The following is a 15648-nucleotide window of genomic DNA, read 5'->3' on the forward strand; positions in this document are numbered from 1 at the left end:
AATGCAAAAAGAACTCATGGAAATTAGTGATATAGATCAACTAATTACGCAAGAATTAGAAAAAATTGATTTTAATGCTGAAGAAATTCTTCGCTTGGTCGATATCAGGGAACGGTTATTGCAAAACCTGTTACCAATTATTCATCAAAATCCTTTGGTTAAGCAGGATGCAGAGTGGCAAGCATTGCTAACTCGTACCAAAAGAATTGTCGAGCTGATGCTATCGGAAACGTCAAAGGTCGGAAAAGAGCTCCATAAGTTTCGTTATGGCCAGCGTTCACTTCAGCAGTACAAAAAATTTATTTAAAAGAGGATTACTATGCGCGGTTCTTTGCAAGCATACAAAAAGGTATCAGTCGACAGCCAGCTTAGCGCGGCTTCTCCGCACAAAGTCATTCAAATGCTTATGGCTGGTGCGATTGAGCGCCTTATTCAAGGTAAAGCAGCCATGCAAGCAGGCAATATTCCAGCAAAAGGTGAGCGCTTAGGTAAAGCGTTAGACATCATTATCGCGCTACGCAGCTGTCTATCTATGGATGACGGTGGTGATATTGCTTCAAACTTAGATTCACTGTATGAGTTTATGATCACGCAAATTTCTGCTGCTAACCATCAAAATGAGCCTCAGCTGATCGACGACGTTATCGATATTATCCGTGAGATCAAGTCCGCTTGGGACCAAATCCCAACAGAGTTTCATAATCTTACCGCTGCTGAAGTTGGTATTTAATAGTCAAAACAATGCGTTAAGATACTAGACGAATATATTTGTCAATTGCGCAACGAGTTGTGTAGCAAAGTTTCTATCAAGCTCACACCTCTCCATTGCTTGGTTGCCTTATTTTTATATTCAAATAAAATAGAAGCCATTAGTAGCCCTAATGGCTTTTTTGTTGCTGATTTTCCTATTTTGTCTATCGTAAATTGAGTGTGGTGGTTCTGCCTTCTTTAGCACCCAATTGCGCAAATCAAGGTTTGGCCGCAACGCACCTAAAATAAAGGCAATCATTCTTACTTATGCATGGTTTGGCAAAGCTGCTTGTAATTGATGATGACGCATCAAGTCGTTTAAATTTAAGCAATATATTGGAATTTGTTGGAGAAAATTGCGAAGCGGTCAGTTCTGATCAGCTCAGCGATGTTGATTGGTCTAGCGTATGGTCGTGCTGTATTGTTGGTAATATTCCAGCAGGTCAAGCGGCGAGTACGGTTATCTCTCATTTAAACAGCGCTTACCACATCCCTCTTCTAGTCATGGGCCGTTTTCCTTTGCCTGTTGATGATCTTCCAAATTTTGTTGGTGAACTAGAGCTGCCGCTTAATTACCCACAGCTTAGTGAAGCGTTACGCCACTGCAAAGATTTTCTGGGGCGAAAAGGAGTGAATGTTGTTGCTAGTGCACGCAAAAACACGCTTTTTCGCAGCTTAGTTGGTCAAAGTAGAGGTATTCAAGAAGTTCGACACCTGATTGAGCAAGTATCAAACACGGAAGCAAACGTGTTGATCTTAGGTGAGTCCGGTACGGGTAAAGAAGTTGTTGCGCGTAACATCCACTATCACTCTTCATACCGCGATGGCGCATTTGTACCTATTAACTGTGGTGCAATACCGCCTGAGCTCCTAGAAAGCGAATTATTTGGTCACGAAAAAGGCGCGTTTACTGGTGCGTTAACTGCCCGTAAAGGTCGATTTGAGCTCGCAGATGGTGGCACTATCTTTCTTGATGAGATTGGCGATATGCCAATGTCGATGCAAGTAAAGTTGCTTCGTGTATTGCAAGAACGCTGCTTTGAACGTGTAGGTGGCAATAGTACCATCAAGGTAAATGTTCGAGTTGTGGCGGCGACACACCGTAATCTAGAAAATATGATTGAAGAAGGCACGTTCCGAGAAGACTTGTTCTATCGTCTGAACGTGTTTCCAATTGAGATGCCAGCGCTGAAAGAGCGCAAACAAGATATACCATTGCTGCTGCAAGAACTGATGACACGTTTAGAGGCGGAAGGCGGACAACCTATCTGCTTTACACCTCGTGCAATCAACTCACTGATGGAGCATAACTGGCCGGGCAACGTACGCGAGTTGGCTAATCTTGTTGAGCGAATGATTATTCTGTATCCAAATAGCTTGGTGGATGTAAACCATCTACCAACCAAATATCGCTACAGTGACATCCCAGAGTTCCAACCAGAGAGCAATCCATTTGTTTCGGTGGAAGAGCAAGAGCGTGATGTATTCCAAGATATCTTCTCTGAAGATTTTAGCTTTGAAGATCAAGACGACCTTGATCACAGCATGAACGCCCCGCAAGCGCTGCCACCGGAAGGGGTTAATTTGAAAGAGCTGCTGGCTGATTTAGAAGTTAATATGATCAGCCAAGCATTAGAAGCGCAGGGTGGCGTTGTTGCAAGAGCGGCCGACATGCTGGGTATGCGACGTACTACGCTGGTGGAAAAAATGCGTAAGTACAACTTACAGCGCTAGGTAAAGTGAAGTTTTAAGACGATATCTGAATAATCACTTGGGCTGGTTAACATCGCTTTTCTGGCATCCAAAACCGTTATCTCTGAGTGTCAACTTATTGTCGATGGCTTAACGTCCTGATAAATATAAAAAAATAGCTTGGTACGCTAATTGCTTACCAAGCTATTTTAGTTTTAGCGGCGATATTTCGACAGGCAGTAATGGATAACAACACCAATCAATCCCATTTAGATTCCGTAGAGAATCAGGTTGAGCGCTACAAACAGGTGCTCGATGTGATGCCTGCTGGAGTGATTTTGCTCGATACGTACGGAGTAGTGCGTGAAGCAAATCCAGAAGCGCACCGAATTCTTGAGATTCCACTGGTTAACGAAAAATGGTTCAACGTTATCCAGGCGGTGTTTGACCCACGTGAAGATGATGGCCATGAAGTTTCCCTGCGGAATGGCCGTAAAGTTCGACTCGCCATCTCGGCGTCCACAACAGGTCAATTGATCCTGATTACCGATTTAACCGAAACCCGTTTACTTCAAGCTCGTGTCAGTGATTTACAGCGCTTATCGTCGTTAGGACGTATGGTTGCGTCGCTTGCTCACCAAGTAAGAACGCCGCTGTCGAGCGCTATGTTATATGCATCCAATTTGGGAGCGCCAAATCTTCCTCCAGCGACAAAAGATCGCTTCCAAACCAAATTAATGGATCGACTGCACGATTTGGAAAAGCAGGTTAATGATATGCTGCTTTTTGCTAAAGGTGGTGATAATAAAGTCATTAAGCCATTCACGATTGCCCAGTTGGTAGCGGAATATCAGCCGATGGTCGAAACCGCGCTAAAAAACAACAGTATTGATTACTGCCTAGAAGTGGAAGAAGAACAAACTGAGCTACTAGGCAATGCGAACGCCATTGCATCCGCATTAAGTAATCTGGTCATGAATGCGATTCAAATGTCTGGTAAAGAATCGCAAGTCGATATTTTTTTCCGCCCGGTAAATGGTGAGTTACGCATTTCTGTGCAAGACAGCGGACCGGGAGTGCCCGAAGAACTGCAAGCCAAAATCATGGAGCCATTTTTTACCACACGTTCTCAAGGAACTGGATTAGGGTTGGCAGTTGTTCAAATGGTTTGCCGTGCCCATGACGGTCGATTGGAACTTATTTCAGAGCAGGGTGATGGAGCCTGCTTCACCATGTGCATTCCGCTAGAGCGAGTGCAAACAGAAGCGCAATAAGCGGCTTTTGGTAATAACAATTTCTGGAGAATCATAATGGCGCAAAGCAAAGTGCTGATCGTAGAAGACGATGAAGGTCTTCGTGAAGCCCTAGTCGATACTCTGGCTCTGGCAGGGTATGAGTGGTTGGAAGCGGACTGTGCTGAAGATGCACTGTTAAAGCTGAAATCGAATACGGTTGATATCGTCGTTTCTGATGTGCAAATGGCGGGTATGGGTGGCTTAGCTCTGCTCAAAAGCATCAAGCAGAATTGGCCTAACTTACCAGTATTGCTAATGACGGCGTACGCCAATATTGAAGATGCCGTGTCGGCAATGAAAGACGGCGCGATTGACTACATGGCGAAACCATTTGCACCAGAAGTGTTGCTAAATATGGTCAGTCGTTATGCACCGATAAAAAGTGATGACAACGGTGACGCTATCGTTGCTGATGAGAAAAGTCTGAGCTTACTCGCGTTGGCCGATAAAGTGGCGCGTACAGATGCGAATGTTATGGTGCTAGGTCCGAGTGGCTCAGGTAAAGAAGTGATGTCGCGTTATATTCACAACGCGTCAAATCGTAAAAATGGTCCTTTTGTCGCAATTAACTGTGCCGCGATTCCTGACAATATGCTCGAAGCAACACTGTTTGGCTATGAAAAGGGCGCATTTACTGGTGCTGTTCAGGCATGCCCAGGAAAGTTTGAACAAGCGCAAGGTGGCACAATCTTGCTTGATGAAATCAGCGAAATGGATTTGAACCTGCAAGCGAAGTTGTTGCGTGTTTTGCAAGAGCGAGAAGTAGAGCGCCTTGGCAGTCGCAAAAGCATCAAGTTAGATGTTCGTGTGTTAGCGACGAGTAACCGTGATCTTAAGCAATACGTGTCAGAAGGAAACTTCAGAGAGGACTTATATTACCGCCTGAATGTATTCCCAATTGCGTGGCCTGCACTTAAAGAACGTAAAGGCGATATTGCACCGCTTGCCAAGCATCTTGCTGAGCGTCATTGCAGCAAAATGGGCATGCCAGTGCCTCAATTCTCGACCGTTGCGTTAGAAAAACTATTGCAATACCCTTGGCCGGGTAATGTTCGTGAATTGGATAACGTGGTTCAACGAGCGCTGATATTAAGTGAAAATGGCGACATCGATGCAGAGCACATTTTGCTTGAGGGCGTAGATTGGCAAGATGCCAATAGCTTGCAACACGTGGTGCAAAATGCAGATATGGTCGTGCCCAATGTTAAGCCAGTTGCTCAAGCTGAGAGTGTCAGCCGCCCAGTAACTGGTGGAGAAGGCTTAGGCAGCGAGCTGCGCGATCAAGAATACGCCATTATTTTGGAGACTTTGGTTGAGTGTAATGGTCGACGCAAAGAAATGGCGGAGAAACTGGGTATAAGCCCTCGAACCTTGCGCTATAAGCTTGCCAAAATGCGTGATGCTGGTATAGATATCCCGAATTAACACAGACAACGGCCATAAGACAAAAAGTGTAAGTAAATTGATTACTAATGTCTTATGGCACGTTAATTGCTGTGTCAATAATCAGTTTTGTTAATAGTCAATCTTTTGGCTTAGAGGTGCTAATGAAAATTGATGGTATTCAGGCAGAAATGCGCGCCATGATGGTAGAAGCAACCAATACGGCTCCTACTGCAAGTGGGGCGAAAGTTGGAGCAGATTTTAACGATCTCCTAACTAAAGCCATCAATAACGTGAACACACTTCAAAAAGCATCTGGTGATTTACAAACCCGTTTTGATCGTGGTGATGCCGATGTATCCCTTTCTGACGTTATGATCGCTCGTAACAAGTCTAGTGTCGCTTTTGATGCGACGGTTCAAATTCGCAATAAACTCGTTGAGGCATATAAAGACCTCATGAACATGCCAGTGTAATTTAGGTAATAAGTGTGGCAGACAAGTCTACAGATTTAACCGTCACTGAAGGCGGCTCAGATGGTGCACTGGTAGCAAGTTCCGATGTGGATGTGGAGAGTCAAAATCCAGATCTAGAGGAGCGCAGTGCGTCAAAATTCGATATGGCAGTGGGCGACCTCGATTTACTTCGTCAGGTTGTGCTTGTGCTGTCGATATCCATCTGTGTTGCATTGATCGTGATGCTGTTCTTTTGGGTCAAAGAACCGGAGATGCGCCCACTTGGTGCGTACGAGACCGAAGAATTGATCCCCGTTCTGGATTATCTGGACCAGCAGAAAATCAATTATAAGCTTGATGGCAATACTGTTTCTGTTGAATCGAGTGAGTACAACTCGATCAAACTTGGCATGGTTCGTTCCGGCGTTAACCAAGCTACAGAAGCAGGCGATGATATTTTGCTGCAAGACATGGGTTTTGGTGTTTCACAACGTCTCGAGCAAGAGCGTCTCAAACTCAGTCGAGAGCGCCAATTGGCTCAAGCGATTGAAGAAATGAAGCAAGTTCGCAAAGCACGAGTGTTATTGGCACTGCCAAAGCACAGCGTGTTTGTGCGTCATAACCAAGAAGCGTCTGCGTCGGTATTTTTGACATTGTCGACAGGCACGAACCTTAAGCAACAAGAAGTCGATTCTATTGTCGACATGGTAGCGAGTGCCGTGCCGGGAATGAAAACTTCTCGAATTACCGTCACAGATCAGCATGGCCGCTTACTCAGCTCAGGCTCCCAAGATCCTGCTTCTGCGGCGCGACGCAAAGAACAAGAATTAGAACGCAGCCAAGAGCAAGCGCTGCGCGAAAAAATTGATTCCGTACTATTACCCATTTTAGGTTATGGCAACTATACGGCGCAGGTTGATATCCAAATGGACTTCAGTGCGGTTGAACAAACCCGCAAACGCTTTGATCCAAATACCCCTGCGACCCGCAGTGAGTACGCACTCGAAGATTACAATAACGGTAACATGGTAGCGGGTATTCCGGGTGCGTTGAGTAATCAGCCTCCAGCGGATGCCTCTATTCCGCAAGATGTGGCTCAAATGAAAGATGGTTCTGTCATGGGGCAGGGGTCAGTTCGTAAAGAGTCCACGCGTAACTTTGAGCTAGATACCACCATCAGCCACGAGCGAAAGCAGACCGGGACGGTGGCTCGTCAGACCGTTTCTGTTGCGATTAAAGACCGTCGTCAAGTTAACCCTGATACGGGTGAAGTGACTTATACCCCAATGTCCGAATCTGAAATCAATGCCATTCGCCAAGTATTAATTGGTACCGTTGGCTTTGATCAAGGCCGTGGCGATTTGCTGAATGTATTGAGTGTAAAGTTTGCTGAGCCAGAGGCTGAGCAGCTAGAAGAACCACCAATTTGGGAGCACCCTAACTTCAGTGATTGGGTTCGTTGGTTCGCAAGTGCATTAGTGATTATTGTGGTTGTGTTGGTTCTGGTTCGCCCAGCAATGAAGAAATTGCTTAACCCTACCAGCGATGATGAAGACGAAATGTACGGACCAGACGGCTTGCCGATTGGTGCGGATGGTGAAACTAGCTTGATTGGTAGTGACATCGAAAGCAGCGAACTGTTCGAGTTTGGCTCAAGTATTGATTTGCCAAACCTTCATAAAGATGAAGATGTATTGAAAGCGGTTCGCGCTCTGGTTGCGAATGAACCTGAACTGGCTGCTCAAGTAGTGAAAAACTGGATGAATGACAATGGCTAACGATATCGTACCTCAAGATGACAACGCCGCGGGAATGCCAGTAGAGCTGGATGTTTCAACCATTACTGGCGAAGAAAAAGCGGCAATTTTGCTACTGAGCCTTAATGAACAAGATGCAGCTGGCATTATCCGTCACCTAGAACCAAAACAGGTTCAGCGTGTTGGTAGTGCGATGGCTCGCGCGAAGGATCTCAGCCAAGACAAGGTATCTGCTGTTCATCGTGCGTTTTTGGAGGATATCCAGAAATACACCAACATTGGTATGGGCAGCGAAGACTTTATGCGTAATGCACTGGTTGCCGCTCTTGGTGAAGACAAAGCCAACAACTTAGTTGACCAGATCCTACTTGGTACGGGCTCAAAAGGTTTGGATTCTTTGAAATGGATGGACCCACGCCAAGTGGCGAGCATTATTGTCAATGAACACCCACAGATTCAAACTATCGTACTGTCTTATTTAGAAGCAGACCAATCTGCAGAGATTTTGTCTCAGTTCCCTGAGCGCGTGCGTTTGGATCTGATGATGCGTATTGCCAACCTTGAAGAAGTTCAGCCATCAGCATTGGCAGAGCTGAACGAAATCATGGAGAAACAGTTCGCGGGTCAAGCGGGTGCACAAGCAGCCAAAATTGGCGGCCTGAAAGCAGCAGCGGAGATCATGAACTACCTAGACAACAACGTTGAAGGTTTGTTGATGGAACAAATTCGCGATCAGGACGAAGACATGGCGACGCAAATCCAAGACCTAATGTTTGTCTTCGAAAACTTAGTCGAAGTGGACGACCAAGGTATTCAGAAGTTGCTGCGTGACGTACCACAAGACGTGTTGCAAAAAGCACTCAAAGGTGCAGATGACTCGTTACGTGAGAAAGTCTTCAAGAACATGTCTAAACGTGCTGCTGATATGATGCGTGATGATATAGAAGCGATGCCGCCAGTACGAGTGGCAGATGTAGAAGCCGCTCAGAAAGAAATCTTAGCAATTGCCCGTCGAATGGCGGATGCTGGTGAGCTCATGTTGTCTGGCGGTGCTGACGAATTCTTATAATTTCTATTGCTTCGCAATTATCCTATTGCGGAGCACCCTCACTTCTTAATCGAACACACAATAGGTAACCCATGGCTGGCGATAGAAAACGTGGATTTATCCGTCCTGATGAAGATGATTCGATGATCGAACCTCAACGTTGGGGGCTGCCTGATTATGGCGAGCCTAAAGCCAAACAAGCAAAACAAACCGCGTTCAACTATGACCCGGGATGGGTGCCGAATTTTGATGAGCCTGAAGAAGAGCAGCCACTTGCGCTAACCGAAGAGCAAATTGAACTGATTAAGCAAGGTGCTTATCAAGAAGGCTTACATCAAGGTCAGGAAGCTGGCTTTAAGCAAGGTTACGACAAAGGTAAAGAAGAAGGGTTGCAAGCCGGCCATGCTGAAGGTCTCGAGCTCGGAAAAGCTGAAGGGGTAACTGCAGGGCAAGAATACATTCAGCAGCAAGTTGAAACTTTTATGAACTTGGCCAATCAGTTTGCTCAACCTTTGGAGTTGATGAATGCTCAGGTTGAAAAGCAGCTGGTGGATATGGTGCTCTGCTTAGTCAAAGAAGTGGTGCACGTTGAAGTACAAACCAACCCTCAAATTATTTTAGATACAGTGAAGCAGTCGGTCGAGGCGCTACCAATATCAGGCCACCCTATTACCTTGCACCTGAATCCAGAAGATGTCGCTATTATTCGTTCAGCTTATGGTGAAGAAGACCTTGATTGTCGCAACTGGACGTTAGTTGCTGAGCCATCGCTCAATCGAGGTGACGTCCAGATTGAAGCCGGTGAATCAAGCATTAATTATCGCATGGAAGAACGCGTCAAAAGCGTATTGCACAGCTTTTGTGGCGCAAACCGTCATCAAGAGGGCGAGTAATCCATGCAAGCACTCTCTGACCGCTTAAAAAGCTACAAAGTTGAAGGCATTACGACGCGTCCTGTCGCCTCTGGCAAACTGGTGCGTGTGGTTGGGTTAACGTTGGAAGCGACCGGCTGTCGCGCACCAATTGGCAGTTTATGCTTAGTGGAAACCATGTCAGGTCAGATGGAAGCCGAGGTTGTCGGCTTTTCAGGTGACAACCTATTTTTAATGCCAAGCGAACAAATTACGGGCATTTTACCTGGCGCGAGAGTCACCCCTTTAACCAGTGACGCTGGTTTGCCTGTCGGCATGGAGTTACTTGGGCGCGTGATAGACGGGGTTGGGAATCCACTTGATGGACTTGGCCCTTTGTATACCGATCACCGTGCCTCTTTTAATGCCGAACCAATCAACCCGTTGGCTCGAAAGCCAATTTCTGAACCGCTCGATGTTGGCCTAAAAGCCATCAATGGTTTGTTGACGGTTGGTAAAGGTCAGCGTATCGGTCTGTTTGCAGGTTCTGGTGTGGGTAAATCGGTCACGCTTGGCATGATGACGCGAGGCACCACCGCACAGGTTGTGGTCGTCGGCCTGATAGGTGAGCGTGGACGTGAAGTTAAAGAGTTCATCGAAGAGATCTTGGGTGAGGACGGTCGTCGCCGCTCAGTGGTGGTCGCGGCGCCTGCCGATGCTTCACCTCTAATGCGCTTAAAGGGGTGCCAAACGGCATTAACGATTGCTGAATACTTCCGGGACCAAGGGTTAGATGTTCTGCTATTGATGGACTCGTTGACTCGTTTTGCACAAGCACAGCGTGAAATCGCACTTTCTGTTGGTGAGCCGCCAGCGACGAAAGGCTACCCGCCTTCTGTATTTGCCAAGCTACCAGCGCTGGTTGAGCGAGCGGGTAATGGAAGTGCCGAACAAGGCTCGATTACGGCGTTCTTTACCGTGTTGACCGAAGGGGATGATTTGCAAGATCCGATAGCGGACGCATCGCGAGCCATTCTTGATGGCCATATTGTACTTTCTCGTGAAATGGCGGATGCAGGCCATTATCCGGCGATTGATGTCGAGAAGTCGGTGAGCCGTGTTATGCCGCAAATCACGACCGAAGAGCACGTTCTGATGTCAAAAGCGGTGCGACAGGTCTTGTCTATTTGTCGCAAGAATCAAGATTTGGTCTCGATTGGAGCGTACAAACCGGGTACCGATCCTGCTATTGATGGCGCATTTACTTTGAAACCGAAGTTAGACGAATACTTGCAGCAGAGCATGAAAGAATCGGTGCCATACGATATGTGCGTCAATATGCTTAGAAACATTTTGGGTGGGTGATAGCGCGTGAATAATGCGATGGAGTTTCTACTTGAGCAAACTAAGGATCGTGAAGACCAAGCTGTGCTTGCACTGAACAAAGCGCGTTCTGAACTCGAAGATTATTACCGTCAGGTTGAACAAATTGAAAAGTATCGGCTTGATTATTGCCAGCAACTCGTCGACCGTGGTCAGGCGGGCCTAACGGCAAGTCAATATGGACACCTAAATCGATTCCTTACCCAGCTAGATGAAACTTTATCTAAGCAAAAGCAAGCAGAAAGTCATTTCAAAGAGCAGGTTGAAAACTGTAAAGAATATTGGTTAACCGTGCGTAAAGAACGCAAATCCTATGAGTGGATGATAGACAAACGCGAAAAAGAGAAACAACTTGCTGAAGCTAAGCGCGAACAAAAGCAAATGGACGAGTTTTCCACCTTACTTTACAGTCGAAAACCACATCGTTTCTAAAGGTTATCGGTTCGATGTTGCATTACGGTGTTGCAGTTGACTACATCTCTACCGTTTCAAGTAAGGTAACTTTGATTGAGTCTTGTTCAATTAGCTCAAATACCTTCGGTCGAATCTCGCGAACCCACCACTCGTTGTATGTTTTTTCGTAGAGAGCCTGGCGTGCTTGTTCATTGTCGAACTCTCGAAGCCAAACAAAATAGTCATGTCCATCATCACCAGTGTGGACGTAAGTATTCAGTACACGCATGCCTTGTGAGCGTTGATAGGGCAACAGTTCTTCCTTCATCCAACTTAGCCACTGTTCTGTTTTGCCTGCTCTGATTCTATATTGGCGTAATTCTGTGATCTTCAAAGTGATTCCTTAATTGTTAAGCCAAGTGTCTGTTTACGCTTATCGTTTTTCAAAGTCAATCAAGTAGCTGTACATCATGTTAGGAACCAGGTTATCGGATAGTATTGTTGATGTTTGTTCCATAAACATGCCATCTATTAGCTTGCCGAGAATTGGCCCAATATTGTGGTGTGATTTTTGCATTTTAGCTGTCAGTGTCGGGTCTTTTTGACCTTAGTTTGCCGCCAGTATTGCTGCCTGCCAGCGATATACTCAGAGCCACGAGAACGAGAGTTTCTAAATGAGTGTGAATTTGTCCCATGTATCTGCGACTACCAAGACGCCAGTTTCTGATGTGTCCGCTAAAGCGTCCGCAGAGAGCACTGAGAGCAAGGGATTTTTAGAAACGTTAACCGATGCGTTTGCTGGTAAACAAAAGCCCGAAAAAGTAGCAACAGAATCGACAGTGGTTGAAGAAAAAGAAAGAGCGGATGTAGGCAGTACTTCTTCTGCTAACGTCTCGGACGAATTGTTGGCGCAAGAAAGCCAAGAATCCGTCAGTGACGAGACCCATGGTTTTGATGAAATATCAGCAAACAAACCGAATGCAACCTTAAGTGAAGAAGCAAGTTTACAAAAGGCGAGTAACAGCACACCTTTGGAGAATGATGTTGAAGCTATTGAAAAAGTGAAATCAACATCAATCGATACGAGCAACCCATCAAATACAGTGGACGTAAAAAGCACGATGGGCGAAGGACAACAGCTTCTTGGTCGAATTGAACAAGCGAATCAAACCCTGAATGCGAGTAATGCATCCATCGATAGTGGCAAAGTTTTGCCTCAGAGCGCGAATTTAGTGCATTCGTTCCACGAGCAAGCAACCGTTTCGACACACCTTGATGAGCTGGCTTTGAATGAAACGCCATCAGTTCATTCGTTTGAACAAGCACAGATGATCCCAGGACAAGACTTAGAGCCAATTTTAGATAAGAATGGTCAACCTATCGATGTCGACAAACTTTCGCCTGAGTTTGCTGCTTGGCAAGAGCTAGCGAAACAAGCCAGCCATCCGACGGCTAAGAGCGCAGTCAGTGGTGAAGTAGCTAATGATCTGTCGCCGTTGTTAACAGACGTTGATGGTTCCAACATCGACGCGCTTCCACGAGTCTCCTTGGATGAACTTGAAGTTATAGATACTAAGTTGGCGCAAGGAAAACCACTGACTCAGCAAGAAGCTCAGATCATTGAAGGGTTGAAACAAGGAAGGATCACGGCGGATATTCCTGAGCAAGACCTTGCCCAATTTGTTGCGCTCCCTAATGACATTAAACAGATTCTCGCAGAGCAACAAGTACAACATAATTTAACTCGCCAGGCTGGACCTATGGCAGTGTCTCAACAAATCCAGCATACAGCGGCTCAAGTACCCCAGCCACAAACTGCTCATAGTGGAGAAAAAGTCGCATTATCTCCAACGCCCGATATGTTGATAGCCGCGCAAGTGCCGACGTCGCTTCAAGGTGTGAAAGACGGAGAGATTAGCCAGAAAGTAATGAACGCAGCATTGGCGACTGGTGCGCTAAAGGCGACTGCGGATAAACAAGATAAGCCGGACCTCCAACATGGCTTCGCTGGACAGCTTCAGGCTATGGCAGGCCAGCAAGGAATTAATGTGCAGCAACAAGCGCGTATTGATGCTGCACAACAAGCTCAGCTTCCGTTGCAACTAACTAAAGAGCTAGCCAACGAGCAAGTTGCGGAAAAAGTGCAAATGATGATGTCGAAGAATCTGAAAAATCTCGATATTCGTCTTGATCCACCAGAGTTAGGTCGTATGCAAATTCGTATGACCATGAATAATGACGTTGCCAATGTACATTTTACAGTGAACAACCCGCAAGCTCGTGACATTATTGAACAGACGCTCCCTCGTTTGAGAGAAATGCTAGCGCAACAAGGTATGCAGCTGGCTGATTCTTCCGTCCAGCAACAAAACAGCGGACAACAGCAAGGTAGATATACTGCTGAACAACATGGTCAAAGCGCGCAAAGTGGCGGTTTTTCTGGACAGTCCGAAGAGGGTTTTGAATCTGATGTCAATCTGGATTTGAATGTCGCTTCAAAGCGTGATGGAATTAGTTTTTACGCATAAAAGGCCGTTTAACGGCAATGGAATATGGTTACCAAGCAACTCACTAAAACGTCTTGGTAACTCAAAAGAACAATAAGAGACAAGAATGGCAGAAGAACAGTTACAAGGGGCCGATGCGCCGAAAGGAAAAAGCAAGTTACTTATCATCATCATCGCTGTTGTAGTATTACTACTTGGTGGCGGGGCAGCGGCATTTTTTCTAATGGGCTCTGATGAACCTGCTCAGGCTGAATCGTCTCAACAGGCTCAAGTGAAGGCATCGGATGCTGCGCCCATCGCGTATGTGAATCTTCCTCAGGCATTTGTATTTAACGTTACTGGGGATAGCCGCGATAGGCTGGTTCAAATTAAAGCGCAGTTAATGGTTCGCGGTGCAGAAAATGAAGAGTTGGCGCGGTATCATTCGCCACTGATTGAAAGCTCTATGCTATCAACGTTTGCTTCCGCGACGGTTGATCAATTGCGCTCTCCTACAGGACGAGTGGAATTGCGCGATCGTGCTTCCGAAGATATCAAAGCAGCGCTGAATGCTGCGGTCGGTAAGCCAGTGATTGAAAAAGTACTGTTTACAGATTTTGTTATTCAATAGGTAAAACGTGACCGATCTATTAAGCCAAGACGAAATTGATGCGCTATTGCATGGGGTTGACGATGTTGATGACGTCGATGAACCGATAGAAAACGACACTGAGGGTGCCGTCAATTTTGATTTCTCGTCGCAAGACAGAATCGTACGTGGTCGAATGCCGACGCTCGAACTTATCAACGAGCGCTTCGCACGGCACATGCGTATTAGTCTGTTTAATATGCTGCGTAAAACGGCAGAGGTGTCGATCAATGGCGTGCAGATGATGAAGTTTGGTGAATACCAGAACACATTGTACGTGCCAACCAGTTTGAACATGGTGCGTTTTCGTCCGTTAAAAGGCACTGCGTTGATCACCATGGAGGCTCGTTTAGTCTTTATTCTGGTAGAAAACTTCTTTGGCGGTGATGGTCGATTTCACGCCAAAATCGAAGGCCGCGAATTTACCCCAACGGAACGCCGCATCATTCAGTTGTTACTGAAAATTGTATTTGAAGATTATAAAGAAGCGTGGTCGCCAGTGATGGGGGTAGAGTTCGAATATCTCGACTCTGAAGTAAACCCAAGCATGGCAAACATTGTCAGCCCGACAGAAGTGATTGTCGTGAGTTCATTCCATATAGAAGTTGACGGCGGTGGCGGCGATTTTCATGTCGTTATGCCTTACTCCATGGTTGAGCCTATCCGTGAACTATTGGACGCAGGTGTTCAGTCTGACAAGATGGAAACGGACGTTCGCTGGAGCTCAGCACTACGTGAAGAGATCATGGATTGTCCGGTTAACTTCCGCGTGAACTTGCTCGAAAAAGACATTTCTTTGCGTGATCTCATGGAGCTGCAACCGGGCGATATCATCCCGATTGAAATGCCAGAACATGCGACGATGTTTGTGGAAGACCTACCGACCTATCGCGTAAAAATGGGTCGATCGGAAGACAAATTAGCGGTGCAAATTTCTGAGGAAATTGAGCGCCCACATGTCGTCAAAACAGATTTAGCTTTCTTAGGTAAAGACATCATGTCCGAGCTTGAGAGTGAAGACGATATAGACCATTAAGATACCTTATTAAACAGACATGCTATGGCATGAGTTAGGCGTAACACAGGATAGAAAAATGGAACCAAGTGACGATCAAAAGCTAGCAGACGAATGGGCAGCCGCTCTTGGCGAAGACCCGTCTGCCCCTTCTGTAGACGTAGATGAAGTATTGGCTGCGCCACTGGAAGAGCTAAAAGACACTTCAAGCCCAATTAGCGAAGATGAGCGTCGTAAACTCGACACTATTATGGATATCCCGGTGACGATTTCGATGGAAGTCGGTCGTTCTCAAATTAGCATTCGGAACCTGTTGCAGCTTAACCAAGGTTCGGTTGTTGAGTTGGATCGTCTAGCCGGTGAGTCGCTCGACGTATTGGTTAACGGTACTTTGATTGCTCACGGCGAAGTCGTGGTCGTCAACGATAAGTTTGGTATCCGTTTGACGGATGTGATCAGCCAAACTGAACGAATTAAGAAGCTGCGTTAAG

16 protein-coding genes are annotated in these 15648 nt (G+C 46.2%); 15 read left to right on the plus strand and 1 reads right to left on the minus strand.

Going from position 1 to position 15648, the window contains the following annotated elements:
* The first annotated feature begins 1 nt into the window (after position 1).
* The 11 genes from UQW94_RS11810 (at position 2) to fliJ (ending at position 11046) form a co-directional block, all read left to right on the plus strand.
* Positions 2-307 carry a flagellar protein FliT gene (locus tag UQW94_RS11810; protein ID WP_258481782.1) on the plus strand — a complete coding sequence of 102 codons (306 nt, stop codon included), beginning with the start codon at positions 2-4 and terminating at the stop codon, positions 305-307.
* A gap of 12 nt (positions 308-319) precedes the next feature.
* Positions 320-730, plus strand: a complete 411-nt coding sequence (gene fliS / locus UQW94_RS11815; RefSeq protein ID WP_005380457.1) for a flagellar export chaperone FliS — start codon at positions 320-322, stop codon at positions 728-730.
* A 287-nt stretch (positions 731-1017) separates the two neighbouring features.
* Entirely contained in the window at positions 1018-2484 is a 1467-nt protein-coding gene (locus UQW94_RS11820) for a sigma-54 dependent transcriptional regulator (RefSeq protein WP_005384490.1), read from the plus strand.
* Positions 2485-2684: 200 nt separating this feature from the next.
* Positions 2685-3716, plus strand: a complete 1032-nt coding sequence (locus tag UQW94_RS11825; RefSeq protein WP_005380459.1) for a sensor histidine kinase — start codon at positions 2685-2687, stop codon at positions 3714-3716.
* Between the two features lie 36 nt (positions 3717-3752).
* Complete coding sequence (locus UQW94_RS11830; protein WP_005380460.1) at positions 3753-5162, plus strand: sigma-54-dependent transcriptional regulator; 1410 nt, start codon at positions 3753-3755, stop codon at positions 5160-5162.
* A gap of 122 nt (positions 5163-5284) precedes the next feature.
* Positions 5285-5596 carry a flagellar hook-basal body complex protein FliE gene (gene fliE / locus UQW94_RS11835; protein ID WP_005384482.1) on the plus strand — a complete coding sequence of 104 codons (312 nt, stop codon included), beginning with the start codon at positions 5285-5287 and terminating at the stop codon, positions 5594-5596.
* A 14-nt stretch (positions 5597-5610) separates the two neighbouring features.
* On the plus strand, positions 5611-7353 hold the full coding sequence (gene fliF, locus UQW94_RS11840) for a flagellar basal-body MS-ring/collar protein FliF (protein WP_005380462.1): 1743 nt from the start codon (positions 5611-5613) through the stop codon (positions 7351-7353).
* On the plus strand, positions 7346-8401 hold the full coding sequence (gene fliG / locus UQW94_RS11845; RefSeq protein WP_005380470.1) for a flagellar motor switch protein FliG: 1056 nt from the start codon (positions 7346-7348) through the stop codon (positions 8399-8401). The genes fliF and fliG overlap by 8 nt, the downstream gene beginning before the upstream one ends.
* A 71-nt stretch (positions 8402-8472) precedes the next feature.
* Positions 8473-9273, plus strand: a complete 801-nt coding sequence (gene fliH / locus UQW94_RS11850) for a flagellar assembly protein FliH (protein ID WP_005380472.1) — start codon at positions 8473-8475, stop codon at positions 9271-9273.
* A 3-nt stretch (positions 9274-9276) separates the two neighbouring features.
* Positions 9277-10596 (plus strand): flagellar protein export ATPase FliI, encoded by a 1320-nt coding sequence (gene fliI / locus UQW94_RS11855; protein WP_033907107.1) that lies wholly within the window; start codon positions 9277-9279, stop codon positions 10594-10596.
* Between the two features lie 6 nt (positions 10597-10602).
* Entirely contained in the window at positions 10603-11046 is a 444-nt protein-coding gene (gene fliJ / locus UQW94_RS11860; RefSeq protein ID WP_005380474.1) for a flagellar export protein FliJ, read from the plus strand.
* A gap of 40 nt (positions 11047-11086) precedes the next feature.
* Here the strand turns inward: fliJ and UQW94_RS11865 are convergent, their stop codons facing one another.
* Positions 11087-11401: an NIPSNAP family protein gene (locus UQW94_RS11865; RefSeq protein WP_033907108.1), complete on the minus strand. Its 315-nt coding sequence runs from the start codon at positions 11399-11401 to the stop codon at positions 11087-11089.
* A 280-nt stretch (positions 11402-11681) separates the two neighbouring features.
* Between UQW94_RS11865 and UQW94_RS11870 the strand changes: the two genes are divergently transcribed.
* The 4 genes from UQW94_RS11870 to fliN all read left to right on the plus strand — a co-directional run bounded on the left by UQW94_RS11870 (position 11682) and on the right by fliN (position 15647).
* Positions 11682-13535 (plus strand): flagellar hook-length control protein FliK, encoded by a 1854-nt coding sequence (locus tag UQW94_RS11870; protein ID WP_322142244.1) that lies wholly within the window; start codon positions 11682-11684, stop codon positions 13533-13535.
* Positions 13536-13620: 85 nt separating this feature from the next.
* Positions 13621-14124 (plus strand): flagellar basal body-associated protein FliL, encoded by a 504-nt coding sequence (gene fliL / locus UQW94_RS11875; RefSeq protein WP_005380477.1) that lies wholly within the window; start codon positions 13621-13623, stop codon positions 14122-14124.
* 7 nt (positions 14125-14131) lie between these two features.
* Positions 14132-15178 (plus strand): flagellar motor switch protein FliM, encoded by a 1047-nt coding sequence (gene fliM / locus UQW94_RS11880; RefSeq protein WP_005380478.1) that lies wholly within the window; start codon positions 14132-14134, stop codon positions 15176-15178.
* 58 nt (positions 15179-15236) lie between these two features.
* The gene (gene fliN, locus UQW94_RS11885; RefSeq protein WP_005380479.1) at positions 15237-15647 is read left to right on the plus strand and encodes a flagellar motor switch protein FliN; all 411 of its coding nucleotides are present in this window, start codon (positions 15237-15239) and stop codon (positions 15645-15647) included.
* Position 15648 lies beyond the last annotated feature (1 nt).

It is taken from the genome of Vibrio sp. PBL-C16 (genome assembly GCF_034321865.1).
In the GTDB taxonomy this organism is placed as follows: domain Bacteria; phylum Pseudomonadota; class Gammaproteobacteria; order Enterobacterales; family Vibrionaceae; genus Vibrio; species Vibrio alginolyticus.